At 71.5% G+C, this 15,278-nt stretch carries 14 protein-coding genes; 11 read left to right on the top strand and 3 right to left on the bottom strand.

Annotation, left to right across the window (positions count from 1 at the left end):
• Positions 1-35 precede the first annotated feature (35 nt).
• The 5 genes from tpiA (at position 36) to ACZ7LV_RS06585 (ending at position 4,111) form a co-directional block, all read left to right on the top strand.
• A complete protein-coding gene (tpiA, locus tag ACZ7LV_RS06605; protein WP_471937766.1) occupies positions 36-791 on the top strand; it encodes a triose-phosphate isomerase in 756 nt (251 codons plus the stop codon).
• Between the two features lie 138 nt (positions 792-929).
• A complete protein-coding gene (gene secG, locus ACZ7LV_RS06600) occupies positions 930-1,160 on the top strand; it encodes a preprotein translocase subunit SecG (protein WP_365454130.1) in 231 nt (76 codons plus the stop codon).
• A 198-nt stretch (positions 1,161-1,358) separates the two neighbouring features.
• Entirely contained in the window at positions 1,359-1,694 is a 336-nt protein-coding gene (locus ACZ7LV_RS06595) for an RNA polymerase-binding protein RbpA (RefSeq protein WP_003957010.1), read from the top strand.
• 173 nt (positions 1,695-1,867) lie between these two features.
• On the top strand, positions 1,868-3,517 hold the full coding sequence (pgi, locus tag ACZ7LV_RS06590) for a glucose-6-phosphate isomerase (RefSeq protein ID WP_471936434.1): 1,650 nt from the start codon (positions 1,868-1,870) through the stop codon (positions 3,515-3,517).
• Positions 3,518-3,619: 102 nt separating this feature from the next.
• Positions 3,620-4,111 (top strand): DUF2087 domain-containing protein, encoded by a 492-nt coding sequence (locus tag ACZ7LV_RS06585; protein ID WP_471936432.1) that lies wholly within the window; start codon positions 3,620-3,622, stop codon positions 4,109-4,111.
• Between the two features lie 28 nt (positions 4,112-4,139).
• Here the strand turns inward: ACZ7LV_RS06585 and ACZ7LV_RS06580 are convergent, their stop codons facing one another.
• From ACZ7LV_RS06580 to ACZ7LV_RS06570, 3 genes are read right to left on the bottom strand one after another with little or no spacing between them, the layout of a single operon-like run.
• Entirely contained in the window at positions 4,140-6,422 is a 2,283-nt protein-coding gene (locus tag ACZ7LV_RS06580; RefSeq protein ID WP_471936430.1) for an ABC transporter permease, read from the bottom strand.
• Positions 6,423-6,433: 11 nt separating this feature from the next.
• Positions 6,434-7,186: an ABC transporter ATP-binding protein gene (locus tag ACZ7LV_RS06575; protein ID WP_471936428.1), complete on the bottom strand. Its 753-nt coding sequence runs from the start codon at positions 7,184-7,186 to the stop codon at positions 6,434-6,436.
• Positions 7,183-7,698: a PadR family transcriptional regulator gene (locus ACZ7LV_RS06570; RefSeq protein ID WP_471936427.1), complete on the bottom strand. Its 516-nt coding sequence runs from the start codon at positions 7,696-7,698 to the stop codon at positions 7,183-7,185. The genes ACZ7LV_RS06575 and ACZ7LV_RS06570 overlap by 4 nt, the downstream gene beginning before the upstream one ends.
• Before the next feature lie 124 nt (positions 7,699-7,822).
• Here ACZ7LV_RS06570 and ACZ7LV_RS06565 point away from each other — a divergent pair, with 124 nt between their 5' ends.
• The 6 genes from ACZ7LV_RS06565 (at position 7,823) to ACZ7LV_RS06540 (ending at position 15,258) form a co-directional block, all read left to right on the top strand.
• Entirely contained in the window at positions 7,823-9,094 is a 1,272-nt protein-coding gene (locus ACZ7LV_RS06565; protein ID WP_471936425.1) for an ABC transporter substrate-binding protein, read from the top strand.
• A gap of 169 nt (positions 9,095-9,263) precedes the next feature.
• Positions 9,264-10,889: a glycoside hydrolase family 13 protein gene (locus tag ACZ7LV_RS06560; protein WP_471936423.1), complete on the top strand. Its 1,626-nt coding sequence runs from the start codon at positions 9,264-9,266 to the stop codon at positions 10,887-10,889.
• A 13-nt stretch (positions 10,890-10,902) separates the two neighbouring features.
• Positions 10,903-12,231 carry an ABC transporter substrate-binding protein gene (locus tag ACZ7LV_RS06555; RefSeq protein WP_471936421.1) on the top strand — a complete coding sequence of 443 codons (1,329 nt, stop codon included), beginning with the start codon at positions 10,903-10,905 and terminating at the stop codon, positions 12,229-12,231.
• Between the two features lie 5 nt (positions 12,232-12,236).
• The gene (locus ACZ7LV_RS06550) at positions 12,237-13,595 is read left to right on the top strand and encodes a carbohydrate ABC transporter permease (protein ID WP_471936419.1); all 1,359 of its coding nucleotides are present in this window, start codon (positions 12,237-12,239) and stop codon (positions 13,593-13,595) included.
• Positions 13,592-14,431, top strand: a complete 840-nt coding sequence (locus ACZ7LV_RS06545) for a carbohydrate ABC transporter permease (RefSeq protein WP_471936417.1) — start codon at positions 13,592-13,594, stop codon at positions 14,429-14,431. The genes ACZ7LV_RS06550 and ACZ7LV_RS06545 overlap by 4 nt, the downstream gene beginning before the upstream one ends.
• 128 nt (positions 14,432-14,559) lie before the next feature.
• A complete protein-coding gene (locus ACZ7LV_RS06540) occupies positions 14,560-15,258 on the top strand; it encodes a DsbA family protein (protein WP_471937764.1) in 699 nt (232 codons plus the stop codon).
• The last annotated feature ends 20 nt before the right edge of the window (positions 15,259-15,278 follow it).

The raw sequence follows: 15,278 nt of genomic DNA, 5'->3' as shown, positions 1-15,278 counted from the left end.
TGGCCGCATCCAATGTTTCCGGGCGCACGCCGCTGATGGCGGGCAACTGGAAGATGAACCTCAACCACCTCGAGGCCATCGCCCACGTCCAGAAGCTCGCCTTCGCCCTGGCCGACAAGGACTACGAGGCCGTCGAGGTCGCCGTCCTGCCGCCCTTCACCGACCTGCGCTCGGTGCAGACCCTGGTCGACGGCGACAAGCTGAAGATCAAGTACGGCGCCCAGGACGTCTCGGTCCACGACTCCGGCGCGTACACCGGTGAGATCTCCGGCGCCATGCTGGCCAAGCTGAAGTGCACCTTCGTCGCGATCGGCCACAGCGAGCGCCGCCAGTACCACGGCGAGACCGACGAGCTGGTGAACGCCAAGGTCAAGGCCGCCTTCAAGCACGACCTGACGCCGATCATGTGCGTCGGCGAGGAGCTGGCGGTGCGCGAGGCGGGCGACCACGTCGCGCACACGCTGGCCCAGGTCGAGGGCGGTCTGAAGGGTCTCCCGGCCGAGCAGGCCGAGACGATCGTGATCGCCTACGAGCCGGTGTGGGCCATCGGTACCGGCAAGGTCTGCGGTGCCGAGGACGCCCAGGAGGTCTGCGCCGCCATCCGCGGCAAGATCGCCGAGCTGTACACCCAGGACGTGGCCGACAAGGTCCGCATCCAGTACGGCGGCTCCGTGAAGTCGGGGAACGTCGCCGAGATCATGGCGCAGGCCGACATCGACGGCGCGCTGGTCGGCGGCGCCTCGCTGGACGCGGACGAGTTCGTCAAGATCGTGCGCTTCCGTGACCAGTGAGCCGGCCACCGACTCGGCTCCCGGCCGATCAGTGAGTAGGCGGTAGCGGCGATCCGTCGTACCCTTGCGGGGGCATGGCTGTAAACGCTGTGCCCCCGTCGTTCATCCGTTTCCGAGGAAGTTGGTCCAGCCGTGGTTTTGGGGTTCTCGATCGCCCTGATCGTCTTCAGCCTGCTGCTGATGCTGCTGGTGCTGATGCACAAGGGAAAGGGCGGCGGCCTCTCCGACATGTTCGGTGGCGGCATGCAGTCGTCCGTCGGCGGCTCCTCCGTCGCCGAGCGCAACCTCGACCGGATCACCCTGGTGGTCGGTCTGCTGTGGTTCGCGTGCATCGTCGTGCTGGGCATCATGATGAAGATCAACAACTGAACCGCCCACGCGTTTCGCACGTAACGCCCCATGTTCGGTACGCGCAGCAGAGCGCGGCCTATCATGGGGCGTGCGTCTAGGTGGGGGGTTGTAACTCCAATCACTGGACGCGCGTTGGGCCTTACGTAGACTGAGGCGCTCGCAGCGAAGCGAAACGCCGACTCGCTTCGCGGCACCATCACGCAGGGAGTTACGACCGTGGCAAGTGGCAACGCGATCCGAGGAAGCCGGGTCGGGGCGGGGCCGATGGGCGAAGCCGAGCGGGGCGAGTCCGCGCCCCGTCTGCGCATCTCCTTCTGGTGCTCCAACGGGCACGAGACGCAGCCCAGCTTCGCCAGCGACGCGCAGGTTCCCGACACCTGGGACTGTCCGCGCTGCGGCTTCCCTGCCGGTCAGGACCGGGACAACCCCCCGGACCCGCCGCGCACCGAGCCCTACAAGACGCACCTCGCCTATGTGCGGGAGCGCCGCAGCGACGCGGACGGCGAGGCGATCCTCGCCGAGGCGCTCGCCAAACTGCGAGGCGAGATCTAGAAGTTGGATCCGGCCGGGCACCGCACGGTGCCCGGCCGGCTCCGCTTGGTCCCCGGATCGACGGCACCGTCGACACCGCTGACACCTGGGGTCGTGGGGGACGTATGTGTTGTTGCACGGCACGACGACGCGACGACAGCTCACGTCCACCCCTGATCAACTAGGTTGGGACCATGAACGCAGACGGCCGTACCAGGCTGAATCAGACACCCGAGTGGACCGCTCTGGCCAAGCACCGTGAGGAGTTCGCGGACACCCATCTGCGGGATCTGTTCGCGACGGACCCCGGGCGCGGCACGGGCTGCACGCTCCAGGTCGGTGACCTGTTCATCGACTACTCCAAGCACCTCGTCACCGACGAGACGCTGCGGCTGCTGCGCGAGCTGGCGGTGGCCACGGACGTCTTCGGGCTGCGGGACGCGATGTTCCGGGGCGAGCGGATCAACACCACCGAGAACCGGGCGGTGCTGCACACCGCGCTGCGCGCGCCGCGGGACGCGGTGGTCGAGGTCGACGGCGAGAACGTGGTGCCCGGCGTGCACGCCGTGCTGGACAAGATGGCCGGCTTCGCCGAGCGCGTCCGGTCGGGGGAGTGGACCGGCCACACCGGCAAGCGGATCCGCAACGTGGTCAACGTCGGCATCGGCGGCTCCGACCTCGGCCCCGCGATGGCGTACGAGGTGCTGCGCGCCTTCACCGACCGCGAGCTGACCGTCCGTTTCGTCTCCAACGTCGACGGCGCCGACCTGCACGAGGCGACCCGCGACCTGGACCCGGCCGAGACGCTGTTCGTCGTCGCGTCCAAGACCTTCACCACCATCGAGACGGTCACCAACGCCACCTCCGCGCGGACCTGGCTGCTGGCCGCCCTCAAGGACGAGGCCGCCGTCGCCAGACACTTCGTGGCGCTGTCGACGAACGCCGAGAAGGTCGCCGAGTTCGGCATCGACACGGCGAACATGTTCGAGTTCTGGGACTGGGTCGGCGGCCGCTACTCGTACGACTCCGCGATCGGCCTGTCGCTGATGATCGCCATCGGCCCGGACCGCTTCCGGGAGATGCTCGACGGCTTCCGGCTCGTCGACGAGCACTTCCGCACCGCGCCGGCCGAGTCCAACGTGCCGCTGCTGATGGGGCTGCTGGGCATCTGGTACGGCAACTTCCACGACGCCCAGTCGCACGCCGTGCTGCCGTACTCGCACTACCTGTCGAGGTTCACGGCCTACCTCCAGCAGCTCGACATGGAGTCCAACGGCAAGCACGTCGGCCGGGACGGCCGCGAGGTGCAGTGGCAGACCGGCCCGGTCGTGTGGGGCACGCCCGGCACCAACGGGCAGCACGCCTACTACCAGCTGATCCACCAGGGCACCAAGCTGATCCCGGCGGACTTCATCGGCTTCGCCGAGCCGGTCGCCGAGCTGCGCGAGGAGCTGAAGGCCCAGCACGACCTGCTGATGGCCAACTTCTTCGCCCAGACCCAGGCGCTGGCCTTCGGCAAGACGCCCGAGGAGGTCCGCGCGGAGGGCGTGCCCGACGAACTGGTCGCGCACAAGACCTTCAAGGGCAACCACCCGACGACCACGATCCTGGCCCGGGAGCTGACCCCCTCGGTGCTCGGCCAGTTGGTCGCCCTCTACGAGCACAAGGTGTTCGTGCAGGGCGCCGTGTGGAACATCGACTCCTTCGACCAGTGGGGCGTCGAGCTCGGCAAGGTCCTCGCCAAGCGCGTCGAACCCGCCCTGACCGAGGGCGCGCAGGTGCCCGGCCTGGACGCCTCCACGACGGCGCTGGTCGCCAAGTACCGCGAGCTGCGCGGCCGTTGAGCCAAGCGACCGGTCCGCGCGGACGCAAAAGCGGATGCGCGGCCGGCTTCCGGCGGGTGACACTGCTCCGGCCCGTCACCCGCCGGAAGGACACCCCTCCCCATGGACCAGCTCATGGCCGCGCTCGCCGACCCGGAACGGCTGAGGCTCTACGCCCGGATCGTGCTGGAGGACCTGCCGCCCCGCGAGGAGGACTCTCCCGCCGCGCGCCGGCACCTGGGACGCCTGATCTCGTCGGGGCTGGTGGAACGCCTGCCCGACGGTTCCCTCCAGGCCGACCCGGCGGTCTTCCGCCGTGCCCGGACCGCCGAGCCCGCGCAGAGCGGTATGCCCCGGCGCCTGACCGGATTCTTCGCCCACGGGCGGCTGACGTCGATCCCCGTCCGGCCGGTCGTGCGCCGTGAGCTGCTGGAGCATCTGACCCAGACCCTCTTCGCCGCCGACCGCGGATACACCGAGCGTGAGGTCAACGAGGCGTTCCGCACCGTCCACGACGACACGTCCGCGCTGCGCCGCTACTGCGTCGAGAACGGCCTGCTGGTACGCGAGCGCGACGGCAGCAGCTACCGCCGCGCCACGGCGCTCACCCCCTGACGGGACCCCCGCGCGGGGTCCGTGCCCCTCAGGCGACCGCGCTGAGCGTGTCGGCGAGGCGACGGCGGGCCGCGCGGGTCGCGGGCAGGGCGGCGAGGGCGGCCGCGCCGAGGACGGCGGCCGTACCGAACAGCAGCAGCAGGCCCGGCGACGGGCCCTGCGCGATGCCCGCGCCGATGCCGCTGGAGCTGCCCTGGGCGTCGATCAGCCAGCGCGCCAGAGGCAGGCCCAGGGCCGTGCCGAACAGGACCGCGATCAAAGTGGTGCAGGCGGTGGCCGTGACGGTGATGCCGGTGATCTGCCGTGGGGTGAGGCCGATCGCCTTGAGCGCCAGCAGGTCCCGCTCGCCCTCGCGTACGGTGCCGCCGATGACGGTGAGCAGCTCGACGATCCCGATGAGGGCCAGCACGGCGATCAGGCCCAGCACCACTCCGCGCAGCGACGACAGCCCGTCGACCGGATCGGGCACGGCGTGCACGTCCAGATGGCCGCCCGCGGCCGTCGCCAGGTCGCCCGCCACCTCGTGCGCCTCGGCCCCGGGCCGCAGCCGCAGCTCGTAGAGGGCGGGGCGCAGGTCGGGGTCGTTCTCCCGCAGGGTGTCGAGCGAGGTGGAGATGACCCGGCCGGCGTTCTCCGGCTCGATGCTGCGGCCCACGATGTGCAGGATCTGGGGCTGGTCGCCGACGGTCATGCGCACCCAATCGCCGACGCGTACGCCGAGCAGGTCGAGCAGCCCTTGTCCGGCGACCGCCTCGTCCCGGCCGAGCGCCGGGCGGCCCTCGGCCAGGGCGTACGGGTAGGGATCCGCGCGGGTGCCGAGCCCGCGCAGCGCGATCGTGCCCGTCTGGCCCGGCACCAGCGCCGCCACCTCGACGCCCGGGTGGGCGGCGGCGATCCGCGGGTCACGGCCGAGCAGGGAGCGCACCTCGCCGTCGCCGATCTCGCGGTCCGGGCGGACGGTGAGATCGGCGGCGAGTCCGACCTGCTCGGGCCTGCTGTGGAAGCGGTCGATGGTGGTCCACGCGCTCATCGCGACCACGATCAGCAGCAGCGGCAGCGCCAGCCGGGCGACGGTGGCCGGCGTGCGCGGCCGGCGGGCGAACGCCTTGTGCCAGCCGAGGACCAGCGCGGGGGACAGTCGTACTCCCAGCGCGCCGCGTGCCGGGCCCGACAGCCGTCCGGCGGCCGGGGCGGCGCTCCGGGGCACCGGCACCGGCGGCACCCGTCCGGCCCGCCATGCCGCGAGTCCGGTGGTGGCGGCGATGAACAGCACGGCCGCAGCGGGTATGCCGGCCAGGGCCGCGGTGTGCCCCGGCAGCCCCTGCCACACGTCGATCGCGTCCCCGAGGCGGCCGGGTATCCGGCCGCCCAGGGTTTGGGTCAGCGCCGCCGCGGCCACCGCTCCGAGCAGTGCGTACGCCACGTGCTGGAGCAGGAAGACCCGGACGACCTGCCCGGGCGTGAAGCCGATTGCCTTCAGCACCGAGATGTCCCGCAGATGCCCCCGTATCCGGGTGCCGATCGCGCCGTGCACGGCGAGCCCGGCGGCGAGCAGGGCACCCAGCCCGAACAGGCCCAGCACCTGGCCGAGCAGCCGGGTGTCGCCCTGGGCCTCGGAGCGGGCCTGCTGCCAGGTGGAGACCTCGCTGACCGCCCCGGCCCCGAGCACCGTGACAGCGCGCTGGACGGCGTAGTCCGTCTCGTCCGGATCCGTCAGGCGCAGCCCCGTCACCTCGCCGTCCGGGGCGCGCACGGCCGACGGCAGCGCCCAGACCAGGCCGGGCCGCTCGCCGGGGCGGTAGCGCGGCTCGGCGCTGTCGGCGATCCCGGCGACGGTGAGCGTGCGCGCGGTACCCGGCAGGGCGACGACGTCGCCGGGCTCGGCGAGCAGGGCGCGCGCCAGCCGGCTCTCCAGCACGACGCCGTCGGGGTGCGCGCCGTCCAGCCAGCGGCCCGCGGTGAGCAGTGGGCGCCCGTCGGCGGGGTCCGTGGTGGAGCCGCGCAGTTCGACCGAGGCGCGGATGCCGCGGGCGGCGAGGGTGGCGGACTCGGTGGGATAGGGGCCCGCGACGGAGTCCACGCCGTCGAGGCCCGAGAGCTTGCCCGCGTCGGCGGAGGGGGCCGTGTGGATCCACACGTGGGCGTCCCGGGACTGCGTGAACACGCGCTGCCAGGGGTTGGTCGCGTAGCCGAAGAGCGCCGTCGCCAGCAGCAGCGAGGCGACGACGCCGGCGGTCGCGAGCACCAGGAACAGCGCCTCTCCGCGGTGCGCCCGCAGATCGGAGTGCACCCAGCGCAGGGTCGCTCGCATCGCCCGCCGCCTCAGTCCCTGAGCTCCAGCACCCCGGACGCCCCCACCCGGCGCGACGGGGCACCGGTCAGCTCCGCGTCGTCCGCGATGCGTCCGTCGAAGAAGCTGATGACCCGGTCCGCGGCGCTCGCCAGCCGGGCGTCATGGGTGACCAGCAGGATGGTCTGCCCCCGCTGGTGGAAGCGGGACAGCAGCCGCATCACCTCACGGGTGCCCCGGCTGTCCAGGCTGCCCGCGGGCTCGTCCGCCAGCAGCAGCGGCGGATGGTTGACCAGGGCCCGCGCCAGCGCGACCCGCTGCTGCTCACCGCCGGACAGCTCGCCCGGCATGCTGCGCTGCTTGCCGTCCAGCCCCAGCTCGGCCAGCAGCGTCTCGCGCTCGGTCCGCGCGCGCTTCGGCGGGACCCCGGCGAGCAGCGCGGGCAGCTCGACGTTGTCCGCGACCGACAGGTCGGAGACCAGGTTGAAGAACTGGAAGACGATCCCGATGCGCCGCCGGCGCTCCACGGCCCAGCGCGCCTCGCCGTAGGCGTCCGTGCACTCGCCGTCCAGCCAGATGCTGCCGGCGTCCGGCCGCTGGAGCCCGCCGAGCAGATGCAGCAGCGTCGACTTCCCGGCGCCGGACGGGCCGGTCACGGCCACGAACTCCCCGCGCGCCACGCACAGATCGACGCCGCGCACCGCATGCGCCGGGGCTCCCTCGCCATGATGCGTCTTGACCAGGCCTTCGGCACGCAGCAGCGGAGTGGGACGGTGCTCGCTCACTCCTGCTCCTCCAGTTCCTCCTGGCAGCGCTCCAACCAGTCGAGGTCGGCCTGCAGATGCAGCATCGCGCCCTCGATCAGCAACTGGGCGACGCGGTTGTCGCGGTTCTCGGTGGCGGCCAGCTTCGACAGGCTGCGCATGGTGTTCAGATACTGGCGCCGCTGTTTGTTGATCAGTGCGATCTGGTCGGCCAGCCCGGTCCGCGGGGCGAGCGCGAGCTTCATGAAGAACTCGTCGCGAACCCGCGGCTCGTCGGCCGTCTCCTCGTACCAGGCGTGCAGCGCCTCCCGCCCGGCGTCGGTGAGGTGGTAGATCTTCTTGTTCGGCCGGTTCGACTGCTCGATCTCCTCGCCCTCGATCAGTCCCGACTTATCCAGCCGGGCGAGGGTGACGTAGATCTGGCCGATGTTCGGCTGAGGGTACGCGGCACCCAGCAGTTGCTCAAGGTCCTGCTTGAGCTCGTAGCCGTGGGCCGGTCCGCGCGCGAGGAGTGCCAGGAGGGGCAGGCGCACTCGTGCTCTCCTCCTCGCGTCCGCTCATTGTGCTCCACGCCCTAGTATCGCCCATACCTAACAGGTATACATGGCGACTGACTCCGGGCGAAGGGGCCCGTCGCCTCGGTACAGGGAGGAACCTATGCGGTGGATGGACGCCGCCGGTAGGGGCCTCCTCGTCCTGGTCGTCGTACTGACCGGTTACGTCACCTCCGGCGCCCGCGCCGACGACGGCCCGGCGGGCGGCCGCGGGCCCCTCACCCTGGCCACCGCCGGCGACCTCACCGGCTATCTCGGCCCCCTGCTCCAGGACTGGAACCGCACCCACCCCGCCGAGAAGGTCACGCTCGTCGAACTGCCGGACTCCGCCGACGAGACCCGCGCACAGATGATCACCGACCTCCGGGGCGGCTCCCGCGGCCGCTTCGACGTCCTCAACATCGACGTCGCCTGGACCTCCGAGTTCGCGGCGGCCGGCTGGATCCGCCCGCTGCCCCGCGACCGCTTCCCGCTCGGCGCCTTCCTGCCCCCGGTCGTCGACACCGCCACCTACGACGGGCGGCTGTACGCGGTGCCGTACGTCACCAACGCCGGGCTGCTGCTGTACCGCAAGGACGTCCTGGCCGAGGCGGGCGTCCCGCCGCCGCGCACCTGGGCCGAACTGGAGCGGGCCGCGCGGACCGTCGCGCCGCAGTACGGCCTCGACGGCTACGCCGGGCAGTTCCTGCCCTACGAAGGCCTCACCGTCAACGCGGCGGAGGCCGTGTACTCGGCGGGCGGCACGATCCTCGGCGACGAGGGCGAACGCGTCACCGTGAACTCGAACGCGGCCCGCGAGGGCATCGGCTTCCTCGCCCGGGGCGTCCGCGAGGGCTGGATCCCGCGGCAGGCGCTGACCTACAAGGAGGAGGAGTCCAAACAGGCCTTCCTCGACGGCCGTCTGCTGTTCCTGCGCAACTGGCCGTACGCCTACGCCGCCGCCTCGGCCGCCGGCTCCCCGCTGGCCGGCAAGGTCGGCGCCGTGCCCCTGCCCGGACCCGACGGGCCCGGCACGAGTGTGCTCGGCGGCTCCAACCTGGCCGTCAGCAGCCATACACGGCACCCGGACACGGCCGCGCGCCTGATGGCGTACCTCACGAGCGAGCCGGTCCAGCGCCAGGTCCTCACGCGCGGCGCGCTGCCGCCGGTACGGGCCGCGCTCTACGAGGACCCGGCGCTGACAAGGGACTTCCCCTACCTGCCGACCCTGCGCGCGAGCGTGCTCGCGGCCGCGCCGCGCCCCAAGAGCCCGCGCTACGACCAGGTCAGCCTGGTGGTGCAGGCGGTCGTGCACGACGCGATGAACGGCCGGGAGACGCCCGGGGGCGCGGTGCGACGGCTGGCGCGCGAGCTCGCCGCCACCTCCGGTCGCTAGTTACCTGTTAGGTAACGCGCACATCTCAACTGGGCCCGTAATGCCCGGTTAGGTCACCTTATGCTCAAGACAACTCCTCGGTAGCTTGCGTCCGTTCGTTGACACCCGCGCGACATCGCTACTTAACATGCATGCATAACAGCTGCCTGCGTAGAGATGGATCGATGGGTTGAACGAGCACCACTGGTGGCGGGACGCGGTGATCTACCAGGTCTACGTCCGCAGCTTCCTCGACAGCACCGGAGACGGCATCGGCGACCTCGCCGGCGTCCGCACCGGACTGCCGTACCTGAAGAAGCTGGGCGTGGACGGGATCTGGCTGAGCCCCTTCTACCCCTCGCCGCAGCACGACCACGGATACGACGTGGCCGACTACTGCGACGTCGACCCGCTGTTCGGCGACCTCGCCGAGTTCGACCTGCTGGTGCGCGCCGCCCGGCGCCTGGGCGTCAAGGTGCTGCTCGACATCGTCCCGAACCACTGCTCCAGCGAGCACCCGTGGTTCCGCGAGGCCCTCGCCTCGCCGCCCGGCAGCGCCGCCCGCGCCCGGTTCCACTTCGCCGACGGCCGCGGCGAGGACGGCGCCGAACCGCCCAACAACTGGCACGCCATGTTCGGCGGCCCCGCCTGGACGCGGGTGCCCGACGGCCAGTGGTACCTGCACATGTTCACGCCCGAGCAGCCCGACTGGAACTGGCGCAACCCCGAGATCGGCGCCGAGTTCGACCGGACCCTGCGCTTCTGGCTCGACCGCGGCGTCGACGGCTTCCGCATCGACGTGGCCGCCGGCCTCTTCAAACACCCCGAGCTGCCCGACTCCCCGGACCCGGAGGCCGACGCCCGCACCCGTGACTCGGTCAACCCGCTCGCCTGGAACCGGCCCGAGGTGCACGACGTGTGGCGGCGGTGGCGCGCGACCTGCGACGAGTACGCCGCCCGCGACGGCGTCGAACGCCTCCTCGTCGGCGAGGTGTCCGTGCCCACCGCCCGTGAACACGCGTTGTACGTCCGCCCCGACGAGCTGCACCAGGCCTTCTTCTTCGACCTGCTCGGCGCGCCCTGGAACCCGGACGCCTTCCGCAAGGTCATCTCCGAGGCGATGCAGGACATCGCCGGGACCGGCTCCACGGTGACCTGGGTCCTCAACAACCACGACCAGGTCCGCACCGTCACCCGCTACGGCGAACCGGCCACCGAGGGCAGCGGCCTCGGTGCCGCCCGCGCCCGCGCCGCCGCGCTGCTGATGCTGGCGCTGCCCGGAGCCGCGTACATCTACCAGGGCGAGGAGCTGGGCCTTCCCGAGGTCGTCGACCTGCCCGACGACGTGCTCACCGACCCGATCTTCCACCGCACCGGCAGCCGGGCCCGGATCCGCGACGGCTGCCGGGTGCCGCTGCCCTGGTCGGGACAGGCCTCCCCGTTCGGCTTCACCTCCGGCGTCGAGGGCGTCAAGCCGTGGCTGCCGCAGCCGGAGTGGTTCGCCGAGCACGCCACCGACCGGGCTCTCGCCGACACCCGCTCCTTCTGGCACCTGTACCGCGACGGCCTCCAATTGCGCTCCTCACTGGCCCAGTTGGGCGAGGGCACGCTGCGCTGGCTGGAGACCCCGCCGGGCGTCCTGGCCTTCGTCCGCGGCGACGACCTGGTCTGCGCCGTGAACTTCGGCACGGCCCCCACACCCGCGCCGGTCCGCGGCACCCCCCTGCTGGCGAGCGGGCCCTGCCCGGACGCCGGGGTGCTGCCCGGCTCCACCGCCGTCTGGTGGATCACCGAACCCTCGACTCCCACCCCCTGAAGGGACATCAACGATGATGCGACGACGTACCACCCTGCTCACCGGCTGCACCGCGCTCGTCCTGGCGCTCGGCGCGACCGCCTGCGGCGGCGGCGGCCCGGTCGCGGCCGGCGGCGGTGACAAGGCGCTCAGCGGCCAGACGGTCAGCGTGGCCGGGGTCTGGTCCGGAAGCGAGCAGGAGAACTTCCAGAAGGTGCTCGACGCCTTCACCGAGAAGACCGGCGCCAAGACCCAGTTCGTGTCCACCGGTGACAACGTCTCCACCGTCGTCGGCAGCAAGATCGAGGGCGGCAACGCCCCGGACGTGGTGATGGTCCCGCAGGTGGGCGTGCTCCAGCAGTTCGCGAAGGAGGGCTGGCTGAAGCCGCTGTCCAAGGCCGCCCAGACGTCCGTGGGCACCAACTACGCCGACGTCTGGAAGACGTACGGCAGCGTCGACGGGACGCTGTACGGCCTGTACTTCAAGGCCGCCCACAAGTCGACCGTCTGGTACAGCCCCGACGCGCTCGCCCAGGCCGGGGTCGAGCCGCCGAAGACCTACGAGGAGATGCTGAAGGCCGGGCAGACCGTCTCCGACTCCGGGCTCGCGGCGTTCTCGGTCGCCGGACAGGACGGCTGGACGCTCACCGACTGGTTCGAGAACATCTACCTCTCCCAGGCCGGTCCCGAGAAGTACGACGCCCTCGCCGCGCACGAACTGAAGTGGACGGACGCGTCCGTGGTCGAGGCGCTGACGACCCTCGGCAAGCTGTTCCAGGACAAGCAACTGCTCGCGGGCGGCCAGAAGGGCGCCCTGAACACCGACTTCCCGGGCTCGGTGGAGAAGGTGTTCGGGCCGAAGCCCGAGGCCGGCATGGTCTACGAAGGCGACTTCGTGGCCGGTGTCGCCAAGGACCAGTTCGGCAAGACCATCGGCGAGGACGCGAACTTCTTCCCGTTCCCGCCGGTCGGCGGCGGTGACGCCCCGGTCGTCAGCGGCGGCGACGCGGCCGTCGTCCTGAAGGACGGCAAGAACGCCGACGCCGGGATGAAGCTGCTGGAGTACCTGGCGAGCCCCGAGGCCGCCGCGGTCTGGGCCGAGGCGGGCGGCTTCCTGTCCCCGAACAAGGCCGTCGACCTCGCCTCCTACGGCGACGACGTCACCCGGGCCACCGCCGAGTCCCTGGTCGGCGCGGGCGACTCGGTCCGCTTCGACATGTCCGACCAGGCACCGGCGGCCTTCGGCGGCACCAAGGGCGCCGGCGAGTGGAAGATCCTCCAGGACTTCCTGCGCGACCCCGCCGACCCGAAGGGCACCGCTGCCGAGCTGGAGGCCGCGGCGGCCAAGGCGTACGGGAACTGACGGCCATGACCGCGACGCTCGTGAAAGAGGCGAGCCGCCCGGCCGCCGCCGGTGCCGGGAACGACCGGCGCCGGCGGCGGCGGGGGCCGGTCGTCGCCCTGCTCTTCGTCCTGCCCGCGCTGCTCCTGCTCGGTGCGCTCGTCGTCTACCCCGTGCTGTTCTCCGTCGGCCGCAGCTTCTTCGACGCGTCCGGCACCCGGTTCGTGGGCGGCGACAACTACACCGAGATGTTCCGCGACCCGGCGACGCTCAAGGCGGTGCGCAACACGGCGATCTGGGTCGTCGTGGCACCGACGCTGCTGACCGGGCTGGGGCTGGTCCTGGCAGTCCTGACGGAGAAGATCCGCTGGGCCACGGCCTTCAAGCTGCTGCTCTTCCTGCCGATGGCGGTGTCCTTCCTGGCCGCCGGCATCATCTTCCGGCTGGCCTACGACGAGGACCCGGACAAGGGCGTGCTGAACGCCGCCGTGGTCTCCGTCCACGACGCCTTCGAGGGCACGTCGTCCTACCCGACCGCGCGGGCGCGCGACGGCCAGGGGATGACCGCGGAGGCCGACGGGGCGTACCGCACCAGCGCGGGTGTCTCACCGGGCGACACGGTGGCGCTCGGCCTGGTCGGGGTGCTGCCGGGTGACCTGCCCGGCGGCGCGGAGCCCGCGTACCGGGCGGCCGGGCGGAAAGCGGGCCCCAGCGAGCTGCGCGGCGTCGTGTACCTGGACTTCACGCCCGGCGGGGGAGGGGAGCAGGGCCGGGTCGACCGGCAGGAGAGCGGGCTGCCCGAGATGGCGGTGGAGGCGGTGCGCGACGGCAGGACGGCCGCCACGGCGACCACCGCGTCCGACGGATCCTTCCGCTTCGAGGGGCTGGAGGCGGGCTCGTACACCGTGCGGCTCCCGGCCTCGAACTTCGCGCCGCCCTACGAGGGCGTCTCCTGGCTCGGCCCGGCACTCGTCACACCGGCGATCATCGGGGCGTACCTGTGGATCTGGACCGGCTTCGCGATGGTCCTGATCGGCGCGGGTCTGTCCGCGCTGCCGCGGGACGCGCTGGAGGCGGCGCGGATGGACGGCGCGAACGAGTGGCAGATCTTCCGGAAGATCACGGTGCCGCTGCTCGCGCCGGTGCTGACGGTGGTGTTCGTGACGCTGGTGATCAACGTGATGAAGGTCTTCGACCTCGTCTACATCATCGCGCCCGGCCCGGTGCAGGAGGACGCGACCGTGCTGGCGACGCAGATGTGGCTGGTGTCCTTCGGCGGCGGCAACGACCAGGGGCTCGGCAGCGCGCTGGGCGTCCTGCTGCTGCTCCTGGTGGTCCCCGCGATGGTCTTCAATGTCCGCCGTTTCCGAAGGAGCCAGCGATGAACGCCGTACGCCGGAGCCTCGGCAACAGCCTGGTGCAGGCCTTCCTCGTGGTGGTGGGCCTGATCTGGCTCACCCCGCTGGCGGGGCTGTTCCTGTCGTCGCTGCGGTCCGCCGAGGACACCGCCAAGGGCGGCTGGTGGACGGTGTTCACCAGCCCCGGCCAGCTGTCCTTCGACAACTACTCCGCGCTGCTGCAGAACTCCGGGATCACGCAGGCGTTCTGGAACACGGTGCTGATCTCGGTGCCGACGACCTTCCTGGTCGTCGTCGTCGCGGCCCTCGCCGGATACGCCTTCGCCTGGCTGGACTTCCCCGCCCGCGAGCCGCTGTTCCTGCTGGTGGTCGCCCTGCTGGTGGTGCCGGTCCAGATCGGCCTGCTCCCGGTGGCCAAACTCTTCGGCCAGCTGGGCCTGTTCGGCACGATCCCCGGCGTGGTCCTCTTCCATGTCGCCTACGGCCTGCCGTTCGCGGTCTTCCTGCTGCGCAACTACTTCGCCGAGATACCGAAGGAGATGCTGGAGGCGGCCCGGATGGACGGCGGCAGCGAGTGGCGCATCTTCACCCGCCTGATCCTCCCGGTGGGCCGGCCTGCCCTCGCCAGCCTCGCCATCTTCCAGTTCCTGTGGGTGTGGAACGACATGCTGGTGGCCCTCCTCTTCGCGGACAGCTCCTCCCAGCCCCTGACGGTGGAACTCCAGTCCCAGATCCGCCAGTTCGGCAGCAACATCGACGTCCTGGCCCCCGGCGCGTTCGTCTCCCTGATCGTTCCGGTGGCAGTGTTCTTCGCCTTCCAGCGCCACTTCGTCCAGGGGGTGATGGCGGGGTCGGTCAAGTAGGACTCCGCCGGCCCGGAAATCCCGTGCGCGTCGGTCACCTGTTCGCCTACCCTCCCGCTGACGCAAGGGGAGAAGGGGTGCACAGGGTGGGGAAGAGACGCGCGGTGACCGCTGCGGCGGCGACCGTGATGGTGCTGGGCATGTCGCTGACGGGCTGCGGCGAACGGACGGTGCCCTACGGAAGCCTGGAGGAGGTGCCGGAGAAGCTGGCGGCGGACGGCACGACCATCGTGGTCGGGGATCCGTCCGCCGCCGTCGTGGTCCGCCTCTACGAGGATCCGCGCTGCCCGGTCTGCGAGGAGTTCGAGACCTCCGGAGCGGGTCCGGAGCTACGGGACGCCGTCGTGCTGAGGGACGCGGTGACCGAGTACACCCTCGCCTCCTTCCTCGACGACCGGGTCGGCGGCAGCGGCTCGAAGAAGGCGGTCAACGCACTGCGGGCGGCGCTGGAGGAGGGAAGGTTCGCCGAGTACCACGAGGTGCTCTACGACAACCAGCCCGAGGAGAGCGTCGACGGTTTCACCGACGCCCGGCTGCTCGAACTGGCCGGTCAGGTCGAGGGGCTGCGCGGCCCGGCGTTCGACTCCGCCGTGCGGGGCATGGAGTACCGCGCCTTCGTGACCGCCTCCGAGAAGGCCTACGAACGCGCCGGTGGCAAGGAGGAGCCCCAGGGGCCGGGCACCCCCACCGCCGTCATCAACGACGTGCGCATTCCGGCCGAGTACAACGGGGTGCTCTTCGACGGGGCCGTCTTCACCGACCTCCTGGCCGGGATCCGGCACGAGCCCGGTGCCTGGCGGGAGTACGGGTTCCCGGAATCGCCCTGACGTGCGACGACGCCGGGTCC

Source organism: Streptomyces sp. NPDC107562 (genome assembly GCF_055657325.1).
Note: the sequence above shows the minus strand (reverse complement) of the source record. Positions and strands in the feature narration are given on the sequence as shown.

Bases quoted from the DNA above. Each gene is read 5' to 3' on its own strand.
- tpiA (WP_471937766.1), top strand. From the start codon at position 36: ATGGCGGGCAACTGGAAGATGAACCTCAACCACCTCGAGGCCATCGCC.
- pgi (WP_471936434.1), top strand. From the start codon at position 1,868: ATGAACGCAGACGGCCGTACCAGGCTGAATCAGACACCCGAGTGGACC.
- ACZ7LV_RS06585 (WP_471936432.1), top strand. From the start codon at position 3,620: ATGGACCAGCTCATGGCCGCGCTCGCCGACCCGGAACGGCTGAGGCTC.
- ACZ7LV_RS06580 (WP_471936430.1), bottom strand. From the start codon at position 6,422: ATGCGAGCGACCCTGCGCTGGGTGCACTCCGATCTGCGGGCGCACCGC.
- ACZ7LV_RS06565 (WP_471936425.1), top strand. From the start codon at position 7,823: ATGCGGTGGATGGACGCCGCCGGTAGGGGCCTCCTCGTCCTGGTCGTC.
- ACZ7LV_RS06555 (WP_471936421.1), top strand. From the start codon at position 10,903: ATGATGCGACGACGTACCACCCTGCTCACCGGCTGCACCGCGCTCGTC.
- ACZ7LV_RS06550 (WP_471936419.1), top strand. From the start codon at position 12,237: ATGACCGCGACGCTCGTGAAAGAGGCGAGCCGCCCGGCCGCCGCCGGT.
- ACZ7LV_RS06545 (WP_471936417.1), top strand. From the start codon at position 13,592: ATGAACGCCGTACGCCGGAGCCTCGGCAACAGCCTGGTGCAGGCCTTC.
- ACZ7LV_RS06540 (WP_471937764.1), top strand. From the start codon at position 14,560: ATGGTGCTGGGCATGTCGCTGACGGGCTGCGGCGAACGGACGGTGCCC.